The organism is Chloroflexota bacterium, assembly GCA_016219275.1.
In the GTDB taxonomy this organism is placed as follows: Bacteria; Chloroflexota; Anaerolineae; order UBA4142; family UBA4142; genus JACRBM01.
In genome coordinates, this window is sequence record JACRBM010000040.1 from 144,949 (window position 1) to 166,718 (window position 21,770).

15 protein-coding genes are annotated in these 21,770 nt (G+C 58.2%); 2 read left to right on the forward strand and 13 right to left on the reverse strand.

Going from position 1 to position 21,770, the window contains the following annotated elements:
* Positions 1-21 precede the first annotated feature (21 nt).
* From HY868_09730 to HY868_09780, 11 genes are all read right to left on the reverse strand, one after another.
* Positions 22-1,338, reverse strand: a complete 1,317-nt coding sequence (locus HY868_09730; protein ID MBI5302407.1) for a glycosyltransferase family 4 protein — start codon at positions 1,336-1,338, stop codon at positions 22-24.
* Between the two features lie 14 nt (positions 1,339-1,352).
* Positions 1,353-3,089: a hypothetical protein gene (locus HY868_09735; protein ID MBI5302408.1), complete on the reverse strand. Its 1,737-nt coding sequence runs from the start codon at positions 3,087-3,089 to the stop codon at positions 1,353-1,355.
* Between the two features lie 107 nt (positions 3,090-3,196).
* Entirely contained in the window at positions 3,197-5,059 is a 1,863-nt protein-coding gene (locus HY868_09740) for a hypothetical protein (protein ID MBI5302409.1), read from the reverse strand.
* The gene (locus HY868_09745; GenBank protein ID MBI5302410.1) at positions 5,056-6,939 is read right to left on the reverse strand and encodes a hypothetical protein; all 1,884 of its coding nucleotides are present in this window, start codon (positions 6,937-6,939) and stop codon (positions 5,056-5,058) included. Before HY868_09745 ends, HY868_09740 begins: the two co-directional genes overlap by 4 nt.
* Before the next feature lie 22 nt (positions 6,940-6,961).
* Positions 6,962-8,449, reverse strand: coding sequence for an oligosaccharide flippase family protein (locus HY868_09750; protein MBI5302411.1), 1,488 nt, complete (start codon positions 8,447-8,449; stop codon positions 6,962-6,964).
* 25 nt (positions 8,450-8,474) lie between these two features.
* Positions 8,475-9,446, reverse strand: coding sequence for a GDP-mannose 4,6-dehydratase (locus HY868_09755; protein ID MBI5302412.1), 972 nt, complete (start codon positions 9,444-9,446; stop codon positions 8,475-8,477).
* On the reverse strand, positions 9,446-11,071 hold the full coding sequence (locus HY868_09760) for an O-antigen ligase family protein (protein ID MBI5302413.1): 1,626 nt from the start codon (positions 11,069-11,071) through the stop codon (positions 9,446-9,448). The genes HY868_09755 and HY868_09760 overlap by 1 nt, the downstream gene beginning before the upstream one ends.
* Before the next feature lie 3 nt (positions 11,072-11,074).
* On the reverse strand, positions 11,075-12,727 hold the full coding sequence (locus HY868_09765) for a radical SAM protein (GenBank protein MBI5302414.1): 1,653 nt from the start codon (positions 12,725-12,727) through the stop codon (positions 11,075-11,077).
* Between the two features lie 48 nt (positions 12,728-12,775).
* Positions 12,776-13,975 carry a glycosyltransferase family 2 protein gene (locus HY868_09770; GenBank protein MBI5302415.1) on the reverse strand — a complete coding sequence of 400 codons (1,200 nt, stop codon included), beginning with the start codon at positions 13,973-13,975 and terminating at the stop codon, positions 12,776-12,778.
* Between the two features lie 11 nt (positions 13,976-13,986).
* Positions 13,987-14,706: an acyltransferase gene (locus tag HY868_09775; GenBank protein ID MBI5302416.1), complete on the reverse strand. Its 720-nt coding sequence runs from the start codon at positions 14,704-14,706 to the stop codon at positions 13,987-13,989.
* 280 nt (positions 14,707-14,986) lie between these two features.
* Positions 14,987-15,166, reverse strand: a complete 180-nt coding sequence (locus HY868_09780; GenBank protein ID MBI5302417.1) for a hypothetical protein — start codon at positions 15,164-15,166, stop codon at positions 14,987-14,989.
* A gap of 940 nt (positions 15,167-16,106) precedes the next feature.
* On the opposite strand from HY868_09780, the gene cysK reads away from it, so the two are divergent.
* Both cysK and cysE read left to right on the forward strand, forming a co-directional pair.
* Positions 16,107-17,039 (forward strand): cysteine synthase A, encoded by a 933-nt coding sequence (cysK, locus tag HY868_09785; GenBank protein MBI5302418.1) that lies wholly within the window; start codon positions 16,107-16,109, stop codon positions 17,037-17,039.
* Positions 17,040-17,116: 77 nt separating this feature from the next.
* Positions 17,117-17,815, forward strand: coding sequence for a serine O-acetyltransferase (cysE, locus tag HY868_09790; GenBank protein MBI5302419.1), 699 nt, complete (start codon positions 17,117-17,119; stop codon positions 17,813-17,815).
* A 56-nt stretch (positions 17,816-17,871) separates the two neighbouring features.
* On the opposite strand, the gene HY868_09795 is transcribed toward cysE, so the two are convergent.
* Both HY868_09795 and HY868_09800 read right to left on the reverse strand, forming a co-directional pair.
* On the reverse strand, positions 17,872-19,293 hold the full coding sequence (locus HY868_09795) for a hypothetical protein (protein ID MBI5302420.1): 1,422 nt from the start codon (positions 19,291-19,293) through the stop codon (positions 17,872-17,874).
* Complete coding sequence (locus HY868_09800; protein MBI5302421.1) at positions 19,286-21,616, reverse strand: ABC transporter permease; 2,331 nt, start codon at positions 21,614-21,616, stop codon at positions 19,286-19,288. The genes HY868_09795 and HY868_09800 overlap by 8 nt, the downstream gene beginning before the upstream one ends.
* Positions 21,617-21,770 lie beyond the last annotated feature (154 nt).

A 21,770-nucleotide genomic window follows, 5' to 3' on the forward strand; every position in this document is an offset into this window, starting at 1 on the left:
GTTCTATAACGATGAAAATGGTCACGCCGATTGGAGTACGAGTTCCCGGTAGAGTCCCGACAACTGGTTGACTTCTTGCTCGAAAGTGCGAAACACCGTCTCCGCGTTTCGCAAACGCGGCAAGAGGTCTGGCTCGTCGAGCAGGCGTTGCAATTGTCGCGCGAGGTCGCGCGCGTCGTCCACGCGAAAAACCAAACCGTTGCGTTCGTGTTGCACCAACTCGGCGACGCCGCCGAGATTCGAGCCAATCACGGGAACGCCGACCGCTTGCGCTTCGAGAATCGTGTTCGGACTATTTTCGACCCAGCGCGACGGCACGACCAACACATCGAGATCGGCGAGCACTTGCCAGACTTGCGCGCCGCGAAATTCGCCCGCCCATGTCACGTTGGCGAGATCGCGCATCTGCGCGCGCAACGCGTGCGCGTACGCGTCCTCGCCGGCGGCGGAGCCATACAAACGCAACTCGCGGGGATGCTCGCCGCGCAACTGCGCCCACGCGTCGAGAATCAAATCCACGCCTTTGTGTCGCTTCATCTGTCCCATGTAGCCGACGCGCAACACTGGCGATGGTTTCCGCAACACACATTGGTCGAGCTGAACACCTTGCCGCCACGCGCGCATGCGTTCCGCTGGCGCGCCGCGGGCGATGTACTGATCCGCCAGGTACTGCGACGGCGAAATCATCACGCGCGCATGACCAAGCAGGCGCATCAACGTTTCGGCGCGCGCGATTTGTGCGGGCACGCCAACTTGATCGGCGAGCGCCGGCACGCGTGCGACCGCGCGCCAAAGTTGGTCCGCCGCGCGCGGAAATTTTCGCGCGGGCACGCGATACCGCCGCAGCTCCTCGGCATGACAACGCGCGCACCCGATTGGCGTCGGTCCGTCACACCGCGCGCCGTCCCAGCGAATCAAATTGATCCGCTGGCAAATCCACCAATAATCCGTCAACGACACAACCGTCGGGATGTGTTGTTCTGCCGCCACGCGCAGAACACTCGCGGTAAGCAAGTAACCGCTGAAGAGATGCACAACGTCGGGTCGCCACTCGGCGATCAGTTCTTTCACCGCGTCGCCGGTTTGCGGATTGTCGTAACTTGCGCGGTACTGCGCGTGGTTGTCGAACGCGCGCAACGCGAGCCGCCGCACGCACACGCCGTCTTGATCGCGTTCGTCCCAGGATGGTTGCGGCGGCGTGTCCACGACCGACTCGATGCAGAGCACCCGGACTTGGACGCCCTGCGCCACGAGCGCGCGCGCTGTGCGTTCGGCGCGTCGCTCCGCGCCGCCGTTGTGCGTGGGCGGATAACCATGCACCGCAATCAAGATTCGCAAGGTCGCCTCATCCTTTATTGCCTCGAGACCACCAAACGCACGGTGTTTTGAGGTGATTTACCCAATACAATCGGCAAACCTTGAGCTAGATCCAAACCGGTATAACTCGTCGTGATGCTAGTTGACAGATCGGTAACACGATAGATGCGCGTGGGTTCGACAACGTACCATTCAGGCAAGCCATTCACACGAGGGGACTCGATGGGCATATTCCAAATCGTCTGATGACGCGGCAGGTCAAAATGGAGTACGCCACGCCATTCTTCTTCCCCGGCAATATGAATGTAGAGCAAATCCTTGTCACGATCTAGCGCGGCGCCTACACGTACGCGTGGCGACCAGGGATCAGACCAAAGACCCTGCGTTTTCCAAAAACCGTACAATAAACTCGTGCGCACAAAATTACCATCCAAGTACCAACCTTCAACAAATCCGCTTGCGCGCTGTTTGAGAAACAACACCTCAATTTCATCATCCACCCATTGCCGCGCTTCGGGAATATCGAACCATGGCAAAAGGTACAGCATAGACTCGAGGGAGTCAGCATAGCCATCTGCCTGCGGACCGTACTCCCAATCCAACGACCGTTTGGTCGCAACAGTCCGCATCATTTCCGCAATTTGACTCGAATAGCGCGATGTGCCTTCCGCTAAATCAAATGTGTGAAAAGCCGCCAGCAAATAACCCCACGTATCGAGCACCTGATTGTTAAAGGGCTTGCCGGTCGTCAAATCAACACTTCGCATCCACAAGCCCTCCTCTGTTCTACCGGTTTGGAGAACTTGGTCAAGAAAATCTTGCAGCGGTTGGCGATAGCGGATTGCCTGTGGGCGATCTAGAACCTTTTCGAGCAAGTAAAGTTCGGACAAACCCATCACGATTTCACTACCGTGATCCATTAAACTAAAGACAAAGACGCCAGAATTGTATTCTGCGGCAGGGCGAAAACGCGGGTCTTCGGGCAAGGGCTTGGCATTCTTGAAATCCCAATAATTCGCCGTCAAACCGCGATTTGCCGGAATGACCTCGAACAAATAGGTATCGGCAATTCGTTCTGCCATTTGAAGATAACGTTCATCGCGCGTGATCCAGTACAATCGGCATAAAACTTGCATCCAAGATCCGTTGATTTCTGTGCCATTCGAGAGGATGGGACCGGCGCGACTTGGCACACGCGCCAAGTCCATCACACCATCCGTGAGTTCTATCGAGCGGCTGTACCAAGGTTCCTGACGCCCAAATCGTTCCACAATCGAGACCAATCCATCTCGGCTATACTCAGCAGCCGACTTGATAGCATAATCCGGGTCGGGTTTCGTAACTGCCTTTGAACGAATTTCGATTTCACAAGTCAATCCGCCACACAGTGCGCGTTCGGTGAACACTGTTTTTTCCCAACCGGCTCGGTCAGCCGGCGCAAGATAGAAACTCGCAATAACCAGATGCGCATACAAGTTTCCACCCGCCGCGTCGGGACTCCAGATGTTGTACCAGGGAGATGCCGCGTAGGGAAGCAGACCGGTCGCTGGGTCGCGTAGACCCTTCCACGCATCTAACGCCAGCCAAGCATGCTGAAATGCTTCTTGACTCAGGGTTGCATTCAACATCGCCACTTGGGCATACTCGGCGCGCCCGTAAGCGTCGTACACGGAATTTACCACCGCGCGCCGTACAGTCACTCGGTCCGCCGACGCGTTTGGCGCGATATACAGCGGTAATGCCGGCGGCAATAGATTGAATTGCCGCAACAACGCAACACTCCGCGATTGAAACCCTGGGCGGGTGACAATCATTATGGCGAGAACAACCAAGCTCACAAGAACCAAAAACAATAGCGGTGAAATCCGGAGGGGGCGTTTCATTCGCGCGCGTCCACCAAATCTCGAAACATCATCTCAATTGTTATCAGAGGCGCGATTTTGCCAATCGTCCACAATTCGTTACCGCTCAAGTGGCGTTCCCATAACGAGCGCACCGCTTCCTCGCGAAAAATTCCGCGCGCGCGCGTCCGTTCGTCAAAGAGAATGTCCTCCGCCCATGTACGCAAATCGGTACGCAACCACTGTTCGTAATCCGCGTAGAGCGTCGCGTGGTCGCCGAACATCGGCGAGATAACTTTATGCACGCCACGCTTGAGTTTCTGCGTGACGAACGCAAATGTCCACGAGCCTTCTTTCGAAATCGGCAATTCATCGTCAGTCGTCGGCACGCGCGCAAATGCCGGGGCGCTTTTCAAAAGCACCTCCTTTTGCAGACGGCGATCATAACCTAGCTCGTACGGCAACGCGTAGCAAAACGAAATCAAGTCGGGATCAAAGTACGGAAAGCGGTACTCGATGTACGCGCGTCCAAAAATTCCGGCATAAACGATATAGCGCAAAAAGTGATTGACGATGTTGAACGCGAACGCGCGTTGCGGATACGCCACACCGTCGTAGGCGCGGACTTCGGCGATGAAACTTTCAAATGCAAGCTCGCGCACGCGCGGATAAAACGCGTCCGCGTACAAATATCTTTCTTCCGCGAACGTGATACCGGGCCACGTGTATTTTTGGCTATACAACTGGAACAAGAGCGAATTGAACGCGATGTCATCCGGGGCATTGACGAGATGGCGCGGCACGAAATTCGGTTGCGTCCACAACAAATCGCCCAGCCCGGAAATGTTCACGTCCACATGTTGACGCGCTTCGCGCAATGTGGTGATGCCGTGCATGTGAATCCAGGAATGAAAGCCCTCGGTCAACGCGACGTGAAAATCCGCCCACTCTTTGACCCAGTTGCCGTTTTCGTACCGATCATAGTGATGGTGCGCGCCTGCCACACGCGCGATTTGCCGCGCGTACACCTCATCACGACACCCGGCTTGCCCGAACGTAAAAGTGTGAATCGGATGGACATTCGGCGGCAACAATCCAACAATGCTACGTCCATCCAATCCGCCGCTCAAGAATACGCCGATCCGTTGCGGACCTTGAGTCATCTTGGCGAGCGCGGCGCGGAATAAACGCGTCGCTTCTTCGGCTGCCTCCTCAAATGTCGTGGATGCCGGGAGTGGCGCGACGCGACGAATGTCCCAATAGCATTCGGTCGTCAGCGCGCCGGTCGCGCCATCGCAACGGAGAATGCTCGCAGGCGGGAGCATCATCACATCGCGAAAAAACGTTTTGAAACCGAGCAGATGTTGAAAGCGCAGATATTCGGCGGTCGCGTCATCGCGCAACGCGCGACTGATCCCGCGATCCGCCAGCACGGCTTTCATTTCCGGCGCGAACAAGAATCGTTTGCCCACTTGGGCGGTAAAGGTCGGATAGAGCGCAAAGCGGTCGTTGCACAGCCATAAGCAATTCTGCCGCGCATCCCACAGCGCGATGACGAACGCGCCGTCCAATTGGCACACAAAATCCTTGCCCTGTTTTTCGTACAATGCCAGCGCGATTTGCTCGTCCGTGGTCGCGCCGGTGGCGCGCGCGAGCGCCGCGCGATTGTAGAACTCGCCCGCCATCGTCAGCGCGAGCGTATGTTCGGCGTTCCACACCGGTTGCGGCGCGGCGTTGAAAATACCGATACCGATTTGTCCCAGTGCGATGCCACACCTGGGATCAGCGAACTGCTGCGCGACAAACCACTCGCGATGCGTCAGTCGCTTTGCCATGGCGTCGGCTAGCACAACGATGTCGGTCTTGCGCTCGGCATCCAAGACGCCAAAAATTCCACTCATTGGTTACCTTCCACCAAATTTCGGAATACCATTTCCATTGTGATCAAGGGCGCGATTTTGCCAATCGTCCACAATTCCTTGCCGCTCAGGTGACGCTCCCACAACGCGCGCACACCGGCGGGATCGAACAAGCCGCGCGCTTGCGTGCGCTCGTCGAACAAAATGCTCTCTGCCCACGCGCACAAATCGGTGCGCAAGTACTGTTCGTAATCCGCGTAGAGACGCGGGTGCTCGGCAAAGATCGGATGCAGACGCCGATTGATCCAGCGTTTCGACCGCTGGACGAACGCGTGAGGCGAGCGAATCCATGCATTCGTGTGCGGCAAACGATTATTCTTTTCGTTCGGCACCATCGCCAACTGCGGCATCCGCCGCGTAATCACCTCGTGCTGAAATTGGAACGACGCGCGAATGTGCGCCGGCAACGCGTACAGAAATGTCACCACATCGTAATCAAAAAACGGACAGCGGACTTCGAGCGCGGCGCGCGTAAACACGATCATGTTTTGCGTCGAGCGCCGGTCGTGTTGCGCGAGGAAAAAGAACGCGCCGCGCCGTTCAGGCGCATAGTGGCGCGTCTGCGCGAACTGTTCACGGAACGAATCGAACGCCAACCCGCGCAACCCGGCGTTGCCTTGACCGCTGAACAAGGTGTCGGCTTCCGCTTCGGTCAAGCCCTGCCACGTCACCTCGCTACAAAACGCGTCGAACACTTTTTGCGTCAGCGTGAGTTCGTTCTGCGGCGTTTTGAAAATCGCATCGCGCGCATAATCGCCCGCAATGCCGAGACCTGTGAAAACCGTCCCGCCATCCCAGCCGCTCAGATTCACGTCCATCCACGCGCGCGCGTCCGCCAGCGTGTGGATGCCGTGCATATGCATCCAACTGTGCATGCCCTCGGTCAGCGCGAAATGCAGATCGGCATGGTCGAGCACCCACTTGCCGTTTTCCATCGGGAACCAATGGTGCATACTCCGGGCGCGGCGCGCCAACTCCGCCGCGTAAATCACATCCCGGCACACGGCTTGCCCGAAGGTGATCGTCGTCACGGGCACTTGCCGGTCAATGAATCCCAGGATCGTGCGCCCATCCAAACCGCCGCTCAAATAAACGCCGACGCGCTGCGGTCCTGCAATCATCGCGTCAATCGCGCGTTGAAAAAGTCGAATGCACTCGTCCACCGCGTCGTCGAACGAAATGTTCGGCAAACTGCCAATCGCGTCCCAGTCCCAGTAACGCGTCATGCACACGGTATCATCGGCGGGACGATAGCGCACTACCGATGCGGGCGGCAACAGTTGCACGTCGTCGAACCAGGTCTTGTCACCCAGGATTTGCTGAAACCGTGTGTACTCTGCGATGGCAACGGGATTCACGTTGCGCGAAATCGCGGGGTTGCACAACACGCCTTTGATTTCGGGTGCGAACGTCAACGTCCCGGCGCGATGCGCGTAATAGTGCGGATACAAACCGAAACGATCATTCACGAGGACGAGTTCGCGGGTACGTTCATCCCACACGGCGATGACGAACGCGCCGTCGAGTTTCGTCAATCCGTCCGCACCCTCGCGTAAATACACGCGCAGCGCCATCTCGACATCATCCGCGTCGGCGCGTAGTTCGCCTTGCCGAACCAACTCGGCGCGCCGCGCGGCTTGATGATAGAACTCGCCGCAGAGCCACACGCGGACTTGCTCGCCGATTGCCGGTTGCGCCGCGCGATTGAAAACGCCGATGCTCAATCGCCCCAGCGCGACGCCGGGCGTCGGCGCGCACGTTTCGGTCATGTGGTATGGTTGGTGGCGCACGCGTTGCGCCATACGCTCCGCGACGACGAGCGCGTCGCGCGAATTCGAAAGATAACCGAAGAGACCGCTCAATTTCACTCCCTTGCAAGCCGCGCTAACGCCGCACAAATCGGCGCGCCGTCGCGAGGAACAGAGACCAGTTGAACAGCCCGAACGCAAGCACGAACGCGCCGTACGTCGCCGCGCCAGCCAGGATCACGATAAACAGTTCGAACGAACTCGTCAGGATCACCACCCCACCCATCAAGCCAGCCGATAGCGTGGTCAATGCAAGTTTATGCGTTATTTTATCTAACTCGATGTGATTGCGTAAAAGCATAAAGAAACGCGTCGCCGTGAGAGAATCCATAAACACCGTGATGACCGCCGCCGCGATCATCCCGAACGGCGGAATCAAAACGACGTACAACGCAATGCCAACGAGCGTGCTCAACAAATAGATGCGCGACGCGGGGCGTTCCAAACCCAGCGCCGTTGTCAGGTTACCGCAAAACGCGTTGAACGTGAGTAGCGGCACATCCCAAATGATGATCGAAAGAATCAAGCCCGAAGGAGCGAACGCCGCGCCGTACAACAAATCCACGATGCGCGTGCCTAACAGCGACACGCCGACCGCGATGGGTAACGCGATGAGCAACATACCTTGAATACCCAGGCGCGACCAATTACGCACGCGCTCGGGGTTGGTCATATTCTCGCGCGCGAACGACGGCGTGATCGCGCGTTGAAAACCGCCGGTTATCGCAGTCAAATTGAACACCAATTTGTACGCCGCGTTGTACCAGCCAACCACACCGCTCGAATAAAAGAATCCCAGCATGACCGTGTCCACGTTGAACGAGTACGTCAGCGCGATGGACGAGAGCGCGAACGGCAAACTGGCGCGGATGAACGGACGCCACGTCTTGGGGTCAATCCGCCACTGAAAACCGCCGAGGCGCAATCGGCGAATTGCCCAGACGCACAACAGGATTTGCGCCGGCATCACCACGTAACCGGTATAGAGCAGACCCAGGAATCCCGCGCCGAGCGAGAGAAAGAGCAAACTCAGCCCGATGTTGAGTAGTTGCGCGAGCAAAAGGAGTACGGTGAGGAGATCAAAACGCTCGTTCGCGGTCAACACATTCGCCAACGGCGTTAGCACCGACGCGAACGCAAACGTGCCCGTCCACAACATCACCCCAATCATCAGCTCGCGGTCGTGACCGACGATAACCGATAAACTCGTGATCACGAAAATCCCAATCGTCGCCAAAATCAAACGCAGGACGACGACATTCCAGTACAGGTCGCGCGCGCGTGTGCGGTCCTGCGCGATCGTGCGCTCGACGTACTGCGACATGCCCAGTTCAAAAAAGACGCCGAACAAACCGACGAACGCGACGACGGTTGCGTACCGTCCCCAGCCCGTCTCGCCGAGTAAACGCACGGCGTACACCGTAAAAACGAAATTCAAAACTTTGGCGACCCATTCGCCCGCGGTGATCGCGACCGAATTGCGTAAAATCGTCACGCCCAAATCGCGGCGCGACGCGGCGATCGGTTCGTTTCTCGGTTCAGTGCTGACGGATGTATTGTTCATAGCGGTTCGGCTCGTCCCCGATCAATCAGCGCGTCGAAACCTGGGATGCCCAGGCGCGATTCGCGCGATACCATTCGACGGTTGCGCGGATTCCATCATCAAACGAAATTTGCGGAGACCACGCGAGCAAGTGTTTCGCTTTGCCAATATCCGCCCACGTCGCGAGCATATCCATCGGATTGCGCGGTTGCGGATCGAGCGCCGCTTTCTTGCCGACCGCGTCCTCGATCATCGCGATGACATCGCTCAAGACGATCGGTTGATCCGCGCCCAGGTTGATGATTTCAAAACCAAGCGGTTTGAGCGCGGCAATCGTGCCGCGCGCGACATCCGCGACAAATGTGAAATCGCGTTCCTGTTTGCCGTCGCCGAATAACGTGATCGGTTTGCCTTCGCTGATCCATTGCACAAAACGAAAGATGCTCATGTCGGGTCGCCCCGCCGGACCGTAAACGGTGAAATAGCGCAGCACCGTCACGTCAAGCCCGAACAATTCGTGGTACGTGTGACACAACACTTCGGCGGCTTTTTTCGACGCGGCATACGGCGACGGCGGCGCATCGGTGTTGGCGTCTTCGCGGAACGGACGGGGGTTCTGATTGCCGTACACGCTCGACGACGACGCGATCACGAATTTTCGCACGCCGAACTCGCGGCACATTTCGAGCAGATTGAGCGTGCCGGTCACATTCGCGTCGAAATAAACCCAGGGATTTTCGAGCGACTGACGCACGCCCGCCCGCGCCGCCAGATTGATGACGCCGCTCAACTCGCGCGTGAACACCGGACGCAACGCGTCACGCGCGCTAATGTCCAGGTGATGAAAAGCGAATTGCGAATGCGCGCGCAACTGTTCCAGACGCCACTGCTTGAGCCGCACATCGTACGCGTCGTTGATGCTATCCACGCCCACCACGCCATGTCCGTCCGCGAGCAAACGCGTGCAGACTTGCGAACCGATAAACCCAGCACAACCGGTTACGAGGTACATTGCCATTAGTATTTTATCCTTTGTGTAGCGAGAATCATTTTTTGCAACCGGGCTTGGTCGCCGATAAATTCGTACCACCACAAACGGGTTTGCAGCGGTTCCGCGTTCATGTCAATCGCGCGCCACCACGCAACGGCGTGCTCTGGTTTGCTATCGAGCGCGTCCAGTTCGCCCAACAACAACCGGGTCGCGATGTGATGCGGTGCGCGCGTGTACGCGATTTCGAAATGGCGGCGCGCCGCATCGTACTGTCCGAGCGATAGCGCGATTTGCCCCAGCCGCCGTTGCGCGGTGGCGTTCGTCGGGTCGAGCGCGAGCGCATTTTGATAGTGCGCGATTGCCGGATTCAAATTGACGATTCCGTTGCGCCGCAATTGATCTTGAAACGAATAACGGGGCCACTCGTACACCGCTAGTTCCGCGCGCGTTTGCGCCAACGCGCCGAGGTTCGCTTCGATCATCGCGCGTGTCGCGGGCGCGAACGCGACGAACATCGCGATCAGCGCGCACGCGCCGGCGAGTACCGGCGCGAGCCAGCGCGGGAATCGCGTTTGCGCTGTTACGGCGTCGCGCGCGAGAACGCCGAGTGGAATGAGCAACAGCGATAACGCGCCAGCGCCATAACCATAAAACGCGTCGTCGAGCAAACCGTGAAGAAGCAACACACCCAACGACGCGAGCGCCGCCGTCCGCCAACGCGATCCCGGCGCATTCAACCCGCCGACGATAATCAAACCCAGGAACGCGACCAGACCCAACAATCCTTGTTCGAGCCAAATATCCAAAAAGAGATTATGCGCGTGAATCGTGTGCGGCACGTGGACGAGCAAAACGTAACTGGAGTACGCCATCGTGAACGCGCCCAGCCCGATGCCGCTGAACGGATAATCGCTCGCAAGATCGAGACTGTTGCCGGCGATCAGCCAGTGCCCACCGCCTTCGCTCATCAACATCGCGCCGAGCGGCGTCAGCGTCAGCGCGATGCCGACGGTCAACGCGAGATAGGCGACGAGCGCGACCCAGATCGCCACGCGTGTGCGCCCACTCCGCAAACCCGGCATCACCCGCGCGAGCACGAATCCCATCGCGGCAATCCACGCGACCAAGCCGAACGCGATCCACGCGCCGCGCGCCGCGCTGACGATCAAGCCGAGCAGTGAAACGAACAGCAACGATGCAGAGATGGCGCGCTCCGCAGTTCGCTCGTACCAGAGCGCCGCGACCTGCAATGGAATCAGCAGCGCGAGCGCGCCGCCGAACGAGTTCGCATCGAGCGCGAGACCGGGCACGCGCGGTTGCCACGCCGCGAACCAATGCAACACCGGGTCGAGCCACACCACCTTGCCGAGCCGCGCGTTCCAATCGCTCGCGAGCGCAAAGTAGCTGATGAGCGCGACTGGCAACAACACGAGCGTCACGCGCATCACCGGAAATTCACTTTTTCCGAACGCGCGAATTTTTTCCGGCATTGCAACGAAGAACACGCACACCGCCACGCCGAGCGCAAGGGCGGCGAAGCGATTCCACGCCAGAACGGTGTTGTACGAGATCAACGCGCCGAGAAATGCGCTCAACAAAAACAACGCCACACTCAACGCAAACGCGAGTGGCAGCGGCTGGCGGAAATTCAAACGCTATCGTCCCGTTTCGTTCGCCAACGACGATTCGCCCAGCCAACCGAAATGCTGGGTGATGATGCTCAACCCGGACTTGATGCCGTCCCAGGTATTCATGCTTCGCAAGAACCACAGAATCGGTCCGGGGCGAAACGCCCATTCGCGGAACGCACGCTTTTGCCAGTACTCCAATCGTTCCGCGCGCAAGTTCGGATAGTCGAGCACGGTCGAGCGATCCATGTCCACTTCTTCCCAACGCGTCCCAGGACGGAACCAACCGTTCTTGACGACTTCGAAAAAGAACGGCGTCCCCGGGTACGGCGCGGCGATGTGGAACAATGCGATATCGAGCGGCAATTTTTTCGAGAATGCCATCGTTTGCTGAATCGTCTCTTCGGTTTCGCCGGGCAAGCCGATGATAAAATAGCCCCAGTTGCGAATGCCGGCTTGGCGCGCCCAGGTCAATGCGCGTTCCGCTTTCGCCGGGTCGGCGCCCTTGTGCGCGCGTTTCAAAATTTCGTAACTGCCGGACTCGATGCCCCACGAGATCATCCAGCATCCGGCTTTTGCCATCCACTGGAGCATCTCTTCGTCCACGTAATCCACCCGGCTGTTGCTCATCCAGTGCATGTCCAGATTTTCGGCGATCATCGCTTTGCAAATGCCAATCACCTGTTCGCGCGACAAGGTGAACAAATCGGCGTAGAACTGGAAATAATTGATGCCGAGCGATTTCAGCAATCGCAATTCCTTCATGATGTTTTCGGGCGAGCGCAGGCGCAGCGACCATTGATAACTCACGTGCTTGATGCAATAGATACAACCCGCGCTACACCCGCGACTCGGTACGACGAACGAGTACGCGCCCTTCATCATCGGTCCGCGATATTTTTGGAGCGGCAACAGATTGTGCATCGGCGTCGGCAAGTCGTCGAGATTCGGAATGAACGGACGATCCGGATTGACGATGACCTTGCCATCCTTGCGCCACACGAGACCTTTGATGTGCGACAAGTCGCCGTTCGTTTCGGTCGCCGATTTCGTCGGCACTTGCGACCCTGTATCGGTCAGCAGTTTGGTGATGCTGGGATCGGTCGCGGGCTTGGACTCAAACGTGTCCACGATTTCGCGCAGAGTCATTTCGGGTTCGCCGCGCAGAATGAAATCGAGCGCGGGGAACGGATCCATCGTTTCGTACGGCATGGGCGTCACGTGCGTGCCGAACGCCATCGTCTTCGCGCCAAGTGCTTTCGCAAGAAACACGCCGTACATATCGTTCTGCAAAGTCGGCGCGGTCATCTCGGTGAGATAGTACTTCGGCAGCAACGTGCGGAGACGCGCTTCGAATTGCGCCCAGGTCAGTCGCTCGCCAATCGCGTCAATGATCGCGACCTTGTAATCGTGCGCGAGCAACGCCGCCATCTGCGCGAGTTCGACCTGGGGCCAGTACATATTCTCGCGCGACTTGCGTCCGACGCGATGCTGGCTACGAATCCAGATGCCGCCGTCCGGCGCGGGTGGATTCACGAGCAGAACATCCACCGCCTCGGCGGAACGCGCGACCGGCGCGATTTTTTCGCGCACGGCGGCGCTTGCATCCGGAAAACGCGGCACGGGAATCATCTGTCGCGTGCGCGTGCCGAGATTGACTGTCACTTTATCTTCGCTCATCGTGAGAAAACTCCTTTATACTTGTGAGAGGCAAATTGGAAATTTGCCCTACGCATCTTCTGCCAAATCGCGTTGCGCGAACGCGTCGCGTTGCGCGAGTTCGTCGAGCACGCGCATCACGATCCACGACACACTCAACTGAATGCCGATGATGCTAAATGCGGCGGCAACCAACAAATACAACCACAACCGCGCAATGTCCCACCCTTGCAGACTCAACACCAGCGCGCCCGCGCCAATCGCCGCGCCGCCGAGCGCCGCGACCACGCCCATCCAACCGAACTGATATTCGAGCGGCGTCTTGAACAGCGGCTTGCCGAACAAGCCCTGCCGAACCGGTTTCTTGTGAAACAGCGCGACGAGATAGTTGAACATCGCGCCGAGCGTAAACAAACTGATGCCGGCGATGCTAAACAGCACCGCGCCAAAAATGAGATACAATTGCCACGGGTTCAACGTCGTCACGCCACTCGCACGCAAACCAATCGTGTACAGCGCGACGAGTCCCGCGAGCGCGATCATCGCCAGCGCGATCAAACCGAGGATCCGAACGGGGTTGTACGCGAGCGCCGTCCACACAATCGCGTTCGTAAAGCGAAAGCCGTCGCGCACGACGGACAGTTTCGAACGACCGACGCGTTCGGCGTACGGCACGGGCACTTCGATCACCTTAAGATTTTCGTGCAAGGCGCGCGTGCTCATCGCGGGCGTAAATTGCAAACCATCCGGCAACGGATAGAGCGATTCGAGTTTGCTGCGCCGAATCACGCGCATCCCGGACGCGGTATCGCGCACGCGTTGGTTGCCAATCAAACTGAGCAACATCGAAAACGCCAGGTTGCCCACGCGTCGCGTCAACGGCATCTCGCTCTTCGCGCCGCTCATCCGCGAGGCGACCACCATGTCGCCGCCCTGCTCGATTGCCGCGCGCGTCAGGTCGGGCAAATTCTCCGGCGGATACGTCGCGTCCGCATCGAGGAACGCCAGATACTCGCCGCACGCGTGACGAAAGCCGGTCTTGATCGCCGCGCCATACCCGCGATTTTTCGGATGACGAATCAAGTGCACATCGGGATACGCGCTGATGCGCGCGGCAGTTTGGTCGCGCGAGCCGTCGTCCACGATGATAAATTCGAGATCCGCGCCAGCACGCTTGAGCGCGTCGCGCGCGCCGAGCACGCGTTTGATCACGCGGTCAATCCCATCCTCTTCGTTGTATGCTGGAATAACAACCGATAATGTAGTCATAGTTTCTCCGATCAAGCCGCGGTTTCTGCCCCGGCGTAAATTGGAATGTTTGGCAACGGCTCATCGCCGGTAATCGTCTTGAGGATGCGCGCCGGCACGCCGCCGACGAGCGTATGCGGAGGCACATCGCGCGTCACGACCGCGCCGGCGGCGACGACTGCGCCGCGCCCGAGGCGCACACCATCAAGAATGATCGCGCCCGCGCCGATCCAACAATCGTCTTCGACGACGATGCCTTGCGCGGTGATGCCTTGCTCGATGATTGGACGCGCGGGATCGTTATAAACGTGATTGACCGCGAGGAGTTGCGCGAGCGGCGCGGTGTAGACGTTATCGCCAATCGTGATGCCGCCCTGCCCGCGCAGAACGTTGAACTCGCTGATGAGACAATTTTTGCCGATGCGAATGCCGGCGTTCGGCAAACCGCGAAAATTGTAGACGTGCAGTTCGGCGTGGTGCATGACGTAACTGTTCGCGCCGATTTCGATCCCGCGCGGACACGCGTGCAAATAAACGCCTTCGTCAATATAGACGCCGGAACCCAAACGCAAGTCACTGGCAAAGCGAATTCGCACGCCGTTCTCGATCGCGCTGACGCCGTCCATCCGCAAAATCAAACGATAGAACACCGCGCGAATTCCAATTCCGAGCACCGTTGGAATCCAACCGAATAGGGTGAGAACGGTTTGTTCGAGCAAATAGCGCGGCACACTGACGGCTTGACGATGCATGTACAAAAGCAAGCGACTCAATGACATCTCCGCAAAAGTGGAATTTTTTGAGCGCGCTCCGCCGCTCCGGCAAATCAAGAGATCAGTCGGCGGGAAACCTGCGCGTGAACATGGCAATCGAAGTGATGCTAGAGCAAATTCCGGTTGCGTTGACGGCAGACCTGTCAGGTTTTGAAAACCTAACAGGTCTCACATCTACCACAATTACTGAAGACCTATCTGGATTTCTCTCTAGCGCAAAAAACTGGTTAGTACGTCCTGCTGTACAACAACCACCACACTACGATTCGACAACACTGGGTTGGATTTTGGGTTCGTCAATAGATTCGCTCTTGATCGTGCGGACATAGCGAATTCTGCCGCGTTCGACCACGAGGTGTACTTCGCCGAACGCGCCAATCTTGCGCAGCGCATTTTCGATGAATTCGATGTCGCGCGGACGCAGGAGACGTGTGGGCACTCGGACATCCACCAAACTGTCAGATGTGTTTTTCAAATCGGCATCCTCTCTATCTTGAAAAACAGAAACCAGCCCCCGGGATTTTTACACCTCTGTCAAGGCTAGACCAATGGCAACTGCCCGTCGTGCGTGGTACAACCGTGTGGATTGTTCCGTCCGCTCGATATGGGCGGTCGTCACAACGACGCCCTCTATTTTATGACCGCGCTTGGTAGTGTCCAATACCATGCGCGCGAATTATTCTCTCATGCATCTGAACTAAAGAGTGGTTGGATACCTCCGCAAATACAAAAAGATCGTTAAACCGGGGCGCCTTAGCATTCTCCCCATTGGGTTGGTTGCCAGGAGAGTACTGGGTACCGATTGATAACCGAACACGAGAGCGGGCGAGAGAATATCACAAAACACTATCGAATGCAATAATACTCGGCAATTTGTAGCTACTCAGCCAACGTTCCTTTATCCGCGAATTACGCGAATCTTCGCTAATTTTTTCTTCTTATTCGCGCAATTCGCGTTATTCGCGGATAAATTTGTTTTTTCATCGGCGTAAATGTGGGTTGGCTGAGTAGTTACGGCAATTTTTTGTTTTTTTAACGCTCGATCTGACCGGTGTTCTGACACACCAGACATTGTATAAATATTACGTCAAAATTTTAGCCGGGCTATTGACACGGGATTCGCGTGAGATATAATTCCACTATGGCGGTGAAAAAAGTGGATTCGCTTGAATCAATAGCTTTTCGAATTACTTGCTTATGTCCCAGGCGGAGGCGCTAGCCGCGACTGGGCTTTATCGCGTTGACCGCAACGCTTGACCGAACGGCTCACCTGCCTCCGCAGAACCAACCTGTACGGAGGCGCATCGCTCATCGAAAAAGACCGAGCACGCGCTCGGTTTTTTATTTTGCCCACACAATCCAACTCCCAAGGAGGGAACATGAAAATCGCGAACAATGTCACTGAACTGATCGGCAACACGCCACTCGTGCGCTTGAATCGCGTGACCAACGGCGCGGTGGCGACTATCGCCGCCAAGCTTGAGTTCTACAATCCGGCGCACAGCGTCAAGGATCGCATCGGCGCTTCGATGATTGATGCAGCGGAACAAGCGGGCAAGATCAACCAGGACACGATCATCGTCGAGCCGACGAGCGGCAACACCGGCATTGGCTTGGCAATGGTCTGCGCCGCGCGCGGCTACAAAAGCGTGATGACGATGCCGGAAACCGTGAGCAAAGAGCGCCGCATATTGTTGCGTGCGTACGGCGCGGAGGTGATTCTAACGCCGGGAAGCGAAGGCATGGCGGGCGCGATCAAACGCGCCGAGGACCTCGTCGCAAGCGACCCGCGTTATTTTATGCCGCAACAATTCAAGAATCCGGCGAACCCGGAAATTCATCGCCAGACGACCGCCGAAGAAATCTGGCGCGACACGGACGGCAAGGTGGACATTCTCGTTTCGGGCATCGGCACGGGCGGCACGATCACCGGCGTCGGCGAAGTCATCAAGTCGCGCAAGCCGTCGTTCAAAGTGATCGCGGTCGAGCCGGACGCGTCGCCCATACTCTCGGGCGGGCAAAAGGGACCGCACCCGATTCAAGGCATCGGCGCGGGTTTTGTGCCAGCGGTGCTCAACACGCAAATCTACGACGAGATCATTCGCGTCAAGAACGACGACGCGTTCGACATCGCGCGGCGCATGGCGAAAGAAGAAGGATTGCTCGTCGGCATCTCGTCCGGCGCGGCGACGTGGGCGGCAATCCAGGTCGCCAAACGCGCGGAGAACGCGGGCAAGCTCATCGTCGTCATCATTCCGTCCTTCGGCGAACGCTATCTCAGCACCGCGCTGTTTTCGAATTTGGCGGATTAGCAGTTTGTCGGAGAATCCACAAGAAACCAGGTTTCTCAGAGAAACCTGGTTTCTGCGGTGGACTTATGAAGGTGGCTATGTTCAAAACCATTCACGCGGACATTCAATCAGTCCTCAATCGCGATCCCGCCGCGCGCGGTTGGTTCGAGGTCGTGTTGCTCTACCCGGGCTTGCACGCGCTCTGGGCGCATCGTATTTCACATTGGTTGTGGAAACGCAATTTCAAATTGCTGGGACGCTGGGTCTCGCAACTCGCGCGCGGGTTGACCGGCATCGAAATTCATCCGGGCGCGACCATCGGCAATCGTTTTTTCATTGATCATGGCATGGGGGTCGTCATCGGCGAAACCGCCGAAGTGGGCGACGACGTAACGTTGTATCACGGCGTCACACTCGGCGGCACAAGTTTGAACAAGGGGAAACGGCATCCGACGTTGGAGAATAACGTCGTGGTCGGCACCGGCGCGAAAATTCTTGGCGCGATTACGATTGGCGCGAATTCGCGCATCGGCGCGAACGCGGTCGTCGTCAAATCAGTGCCGCCGGAATCTGTCGTCGTCGGCGTGCCCGGTCAGCCGGTCATGCGGAACCGACCGCGTGGCTTGGACACGCCCGACCTCAACCACAATGTGTTGCCCGACATGATCGGCGCGTCGGTGATTTCGCTCATGTCGCGAATGGACGCACTTGAACGCGTCGTCACCGGACACGCGAGTGTGAGCATGCCCTTCGCGTACGAGCGAGATGGTTGGCACGTGGACGATTTTACGATTTGACACCCTCAATCGCGCCCTCAAGTAGCCACGCCCTTAAGGGCATGGCTAAAAATAGTTTACCGCGTCGCGGGTGTGCCGGTTGGCACAAGCGCGGTGAACGTTGCAGCGGGAATCGGCATCGCGCGAAAATCCAAACCGCGTGGCGTATTGAGGTAACCGAGCGCGGTACCCGCGACGCCGCGCACGCCGTACTGCCACAACACGCGTCCCGCGCGATTGATAATCACGACACGGTGATTGAGATCGTCGCTGAACGCGATATTGCCATTCGGCAATTCGAGCGGATGCGACGGGCGATCCAACCACTCGCTTTCGGCGCGCGGAAAAAATTCCCACATCACTTTGCCGTTCCACGCAATCTCAAACACGCGACCTGGCTTTTCATACGCCGCAATCAGCACATTCCCCGCGCGCGTCAAATGCGCCTCCGACGGATACGCGACATTCGGCAACGTGATCGTGCGATACACCTTGCCTTGCGAATCCATCTCGCTCACGCGGCGATTCCCTGCTTCGGTCACGAGCACGCGTCCATTCGGCAGTGGACTCACCCCGACCGGTTGATCGAGCAAACCTGGGTCGCTGCCGCATTGCCCGGTCTTGCCCATCTGCGCGACGATGCGTTTCTCCGGCGAGATCGCGACGATGCGACAGTTGCGCGTATCCGCCACCAAGGTCAAGCCATCTGATACGCGATGCGCGCTTGTCGGTGTGTTGAGATGCGTATCATCCGGCGCGGCAATGCCCCACGCACCGAACGACCACGTTACCGCGCGCGACGCCAAGTCAATCTCCGCAATCTGACTAAAACGCGCGTGATTCACGATCAACGACTTGCCAGTCGGCGTCAGCATCACATCGTCCGGCGCGTTGTCCGCGCTTGTCCACACGACTCGCCGCTCGTTCGTCACTTCGATCACGCGGTTGTTGCCACTATCCGCGATGAACAACGTGCCGGGGAGAGGCAGCCGGTCGCCCGCCGGAATCGGCGGCGTGATCGTTGGCGTTGCCGACGCGCGCGGCGTTGCGCTCGGCGTTGATGTGTAGATCGAAGTCGGCGCGCGCGTTGGCAACGCGGCGAGCGCGCGAATCACGACGACGCGTTGCGCGCGAAACGTATCCGGCGCGGTCGCGTGTCCTTCGAGCCGCACCACATCCCCGCTCCGTAAATCGAGCAGACTGATCGGTTGATTATCCCCGCCGATAATTTCCGCGTCGTCCACGAGCATGACCTTGAAGAACGGCTCCGCGCGTTGATCGAGCAAGACCGCGCGCTCGTCGAACACGATGCCGGCGATCCCGGCTTGAATCGCCAGCGGCGGCGTGGGCGTGGGCGCTGGCGTCGCGGACGATTGACACGCGGCGAGAAACAACAATGCAAAAAGAATTTGGACACGGACAAACGCGGATAAACGCGGACGATATATTTTTTCAATCCGCGTCCATCCGCGTCCATCCGCGTCCCAAGACTCACTCATACCGCAACACCTGCCCCACGCGCATACGCGCGGCGGCAAGCGCGGGCGCGAGACTCGCGATCATCGCGAGAATCAGCGCGAACGCCAAACTTGCCAGCATCATCGTCGGCGTAAAAATGTAATCAATGTGAAAGAGCACAGCTTGCATCAAGTTGAGTAACAGTTGCCCGAGCGGATAACCGATCAACAACCCAAGCATCCAACCACCCAGCCCCATTGCAATCCCTTCGGTTAAAAAAACCTGGACGAGATTTTTGTCTTCCGCGCCCATCGAACGCAAGACACCGATCTCGCGGCGACGTTCGAGCACGTTCAACGTCAACGTGTTCACCACACCGAGCGCGCCGAGCGCGCCGATAATCAACGACATCGCGTACAGCGCGAGCGTCAAGATGCGCGTCTGTTCTTTCGCCGCGCGCGTCTCGCGATACGCCGAGCCGCTCCCCATCTGATATTGCTTGAACCGCGTCGAGAGTTCGCCCAAGCGTTTCTCGACCGTCGCCGGATCAGACGCGTCAAAACCAAGCGCGAAAAATGTTGCCCAACCCTCGCGGTCTTGCATCTTTTCGACGACTTTCTCCGAAAGAAATACCTTGCCCGCAACGCGACTGCCGAGAAAAATACTGTTGTCAATCACGATGCCGACAATGCGAAATGCGCGCCGCGCTTCGCCAATTTCGATTTCGAGTGTATCGTCAATTTGCAAATGACGTTCCCGCGCGAGGTCGGTGGACGCAATGACCGCATCGTAATCGTCCGCGTTGAGCCAGCGTCCGGCGACCAAACGCGGCGCGTAGAGTTGCGTGTCCGCGGGCAAGCCCCAGACCCGCACGCGACTCGTCTCCGCCCAACCATCGGTGAGCGACCAGACTTCCGCCGCGCGCACGCCCTCTTGCGCGCGAAAATTCGCGGCGAAATTCGATCCGACCCATTGATTGAGCCACGCCCATGCGTCCGCGTGAAACGTCGTGAACAATCCGTCAATCGCCGCGTCCACCGACGCACTCGTGGTTTGCGCGGACAGTGACGCGGCAACCGCGACCGCGATGACGAGCGTCGTCACGAGCGAACGCGCTTTGCGTCGCGCGAGATTTCGCAACGACATCGCGGCGAGCGGCGGCAACGCGACGAGTTTTTGCACCAGGCGATCACTCCACCCGCGTCCATACGTCGAGGTAATGCCGTACGCGTCGAGCGCGTCTTTGACGCGAATGCCGGTCGCCGCAAGCGAGGGAATCAACCCGGCAAGAATCGTCACGCCGATGCCGACGCCCGCGCCGAGCGCGATGCCTTCGGGCGACGCGACAAAATTACTTTCGAGGTTGAGCAGCGCGCCGATGTACGCGAGCAATCGCCAACTTGCGAGCGCGCCGAGCGCGATACCGATGAGCGTACCGATGACGCCGTACATCGCCGACGCGATCAGGTAAATGGTGAGCACCTGCCAACGCGTCCCGCCAATCGCTTTGACCGTGCCGATTTCGCCGACCTGTTCCGTCGTCATCGCGGCGAGCGTGTTCGCGACGAGAAAGCCGCTCGTCACCAAACCGACGCCGGAAAAAACGGAAAGCAGAACGAAGAGCGCGTCGAGTTCGCGCTTGCCGAGATAATTTTGCGGATCGCGAACCGTCGGCGCGTTGTGGCTGATGCCGCGCCGGTCGAGCAAACGCACCACGGTTTCGGCGGTCTCGCGCGCTTTACCAATGTCGTTCACTTTGATGAGCGCCTCGTTCGCGCCGCCGATGCCCAGCAAGCGCGCCACGTCCGTACGATTCGCGTACACGGTCGCGAAATCGAGAATGATCGCGGTCGGATAATTCGGGCTTTGCGCGAACCCGGCGAGCGTGAGCGCGCGCTGCGAGCCATCGCCGGCGCGGCACGAAATCGTATCGCCGACGGCAAGCGGAAACAGATTACGCACGCTCGTCTCCGCGACGAACTCGCCAACGTTCGGGACGCGATCGAGCAGACGAATTTGATTGACGCGCGTCTCGGTAAAGTTGACGCCGATGAGATAGACATCGCGGAACGCGCCATTCCATTTGCACTTGGCAAACGTGTTGTTCCGCAGTTCCGCCGCCGCCACATTTGGAATTTCTTCGAGCGCGCGCGCGGCGGCGGGCGGCGCGTCCCAGACCCAGAAAGTGATGTCGGCTTGCGAGGCGTTCAGATACGCGGCGGCTTGCGCGCGCGTGAGGTTTTGCGCGGTCGAAACAATCGCGACCATACCAGCAACGCCGATTGCAATCGCGCCAATCGTGAGGAGCGAACGCAAACGGCGTTTAGTCAAATCGCGATATGCTTTGAGGAACAGAGCGCGCATAATTGCTGAAGGTTAATGGCTGATTGCCAATAATCCAATGAGCCAACGATTCAGTTTGGCACAGTACCTCACAATTGTCATTTCGAGGGAGCGGAGCGACCGAGAAATCTCGGCGCAACAAGGAGCGATTTCTCGCTTCGCTCGAAATGACACT

What these genes read in the sequence shown, in the direction of transcription:
- HY868_09800 (MBI5302421.1), bottom strand. Translation starts at nt 21,616, where the DNA reads ATGCGCGCTCTGTTCCTCAAAGCATATCGCGATTTGACTAAACGCCGT.
- cysK (MBI5302418.1), top strand. Translation starts at nt 16,107, where the DNA reads ATGAAAATCGCGAACAATGTCACTGAACTGATCGGCAACACGCCACTC.
- HY868_09770 (MBI5302415.1), bottom strand. Translation starts at nt 13,975, where the DNA reads ATGACTACATTATCGGTTGTTATTCCAGCATACAACGAAGAGGATGGG.
- cysE (MBI5302419.1), top strand. Translation starts at nt 17,117, where the DNA reads ATGTTCAAAACCATTCACGCGGACATTCAATCAGTCCTCAATCGCGAT.
- HY868_09775 (MBI5302416.1), bottom strand. Translation starts at nt 14,706, where the DNA reads ATGCATCGTCAAGCCGTCAGTGTGCCGCGCTATTTGCTCGAACAAACC.
- HY868_09750 (MBI5302411.1), bottom strand. Translation starts at nt 8,449, where the DNA reads ATGAACAATACATCCGTCAGCACTGAACCGAGAAACGAACCGATCGCC.
- HY868_09740 (MBI5302409.1), bottom strand. Translation starts at nt 5,059, where the DNA reads ATGAGTGGAATTTTTGGCGTCTTGGATGCCGAGCGCAAGACCGACATC.
- HY868_09795 (MBI5302420.1), bottom strand. Translation starts at nt 19,293, where the DNA reads ATGAGTGAGTCTTGGGACGCGGATGGACGCGGATGGACGCGGATTGAA.
- HY868_09765 (MBI5302414.1), bottom strand. Translation starts at nt 12,727, where the DNA reads ATGAGCGAAGATAAAGTGACAGTCAATCTCGGCACGCGCACGCGACAG.
- HY868_09755 (MBI5302412.1), bottom strand. Translation starts at nt 9,446, where the DNA reads ATGGCAATGTACCTCGTAACCGGTTGTGCTGGGTTTATCGGTTCGCAA.